The 1,791-nt window shown below is 46.0% G+C and carries 2 protein-coding genes; both read right to left on the bottom strand.

The window, feature by feature from the left end; all coding sequences use genetic code 11:
• On the bottom strand, positions 1 to 1,373 hold a 1,373-nt coding region (locus BG32_RS02930; protein ID WP_310793864.1), incomplete at its 3' end, for an Orn/Lys/Arg decarboxylase N-terminal domain-containing protein.
• A 1-nt stretch (position 1,374) separates the two neighbouring features.
• On the bottom strand, positions 1,375 to 1,791 hold a 417-nt coding region (locus BG32_RS02925; protein ID WP_121526345.1), incomplete at its 5' end, for an ARMT1-like domain-containing protein.

Genomic DNA, 1,791 nt, shown 5'->3' with positions numbered 1-1,791 from the left:
TGAATCGTTTCATCTATAAGGAATCTTCCAGCATTCCCGGCCATCATTTTTGCAGCGACGTCGAGCGATGCAATAATCGCGTACTGGGGGGAAGTCGACATATGCATCATATAGGCTTCGTTAAATCTCCCGTGATCAACCCTCTTTCTCCCGTCCTTCACGTGAATCATGGAGCCTTGAGAGAAGGCTGCCAGGAGCTTGTGGGTGGAGTGTGTTGAAAAGACTACCGGGGATCTCTCCCTGTCGATATCGGAAGACATTCCGAATCGGCCAAGATACATGGGGTGGAATTTTGCGTAGGCGTACCAGGCCTCGTCAAAAAGAACGAAATCGACCACTTTCTCAAGCCTGTCGAGGATCGTTCTTGCGTTGTAGCAGAGACCATCGTACGTGGAATTTGTAATGACTGCCAGTTTTATTCTGTAATTCTCTTTGTCTTCTACAAGGGGGCTTTCCTTGATTGCCTTTTCTATTTCGCTCCACTCGAAATTCTCCTCATGTATCGGTCCGATTATTCCCAGTGAGTTTCTGCTCGGCGTGAGATAGATGGGAATCGCACCGGTCATGATAATTGAATGCATAATCGACTTGTGACAGTTTCTGTCAATGAGAACGATATCTCCGGGTGTAACGCAGTAATGGAAAACTATCTTGTTTGATGTCGATGTGCCGTTCGTTACGAAGTAGGTCTCGTCGGAACCAAAGATTTTTGCGGCGGATTTCTCGGACTCCCCTATCGCCTCGGTATGTTCAAGGAGCGATCCAAGCTCGGGAACTGATACGGATAAGTCACTTCTGAATATGTTTTCTCCGAAGAACTTATGAAAGATCTTCCCGGTAGAAGACTTCAGAAAAGCCTCTCCACCACTGTGGCCGGGAGTGTGCCAAGAATACTTGAATTCATCTACGTATCTAATTAATTCCTTCAAGAATGGCGGAAGAAGCTCGTCCATGTAGCGTTCAGTTGCTTCTTCAATTCTGCCTGCAATGAAAGAGGGGCTGTCTTCGAGTTTCCAGACATAGCCGTCGATTTGGCTTACAATTTCGAGCGGAATTTCCTTGACTCGAAGTTTTTCGGTCATAAGAAAGATGGGAATAAGCATATTTCTACCCCGGATTATCTCTATTATCTCTCCGGGGCCTAGAAATTCCGCATCGGGTTTTATGACTAGGTCCCAATCAAGCAAGACACAGCTTACATTTGAGTGTGACATGAACTCTATTCTGCAATCGTAGCCTGAATAGGATTCAATTACGGAAAAACCTCGTTTCTGAAGCTCTTTGATTATCTCTCTTGTAGCTCTTCCACCAGTATTTTCTGAACGAAGATCGTCATCGACAACTAGGACCGGAAAATCTTTGAAAAGCTCCATTCTATCCCCTCGATTCTGCCTTTTTGTAGGCAACGAACGAACCCTTTGGAACTCCGAGGAAGCCTCCAATTACCTCGCATTTTGCCATAAGCAAGAAGAAAATCTCACGTTTCACGGAACTCAAACCCTCAAGGTTGCCCTGTCCTTTAGAGATTACTACATCGGCGCTAAAATAGACCTCGGAAAACGCTCTCTTCATTGTCTTTTCCTGAGCGCCAGGCGCGTCCGCCCCGGAATCCATTAGTGTCGCAACCTCATCCATTCTTATTTCAAGCGCCTCTTTCATAGTAATATCGTTCAGCGCAGGTTTTGTTCTGACAGAAAAGTAGCTATTGGGCACTTTCGCAATATCCAGAAGGAGCTTGTCTAAAACGGCTTCGCCACAGTTATCTCCGACGATCAGCAAAGAGTTCGCCTT

Source organism: Mesotoga sp. HF07.pep.5.2.highcov, from assembly GCF_003666285.1.
GTDB lineage: Bacteria > Thermotogota > Thermotogae > Petrotogales > Kosmotogaceae > Mesotoga > Mesotoga prima.
Note: the sequence above shows the minus strand (reverse complement) of the source record. Positions and strands in the feature narration are given on the sequence as shown.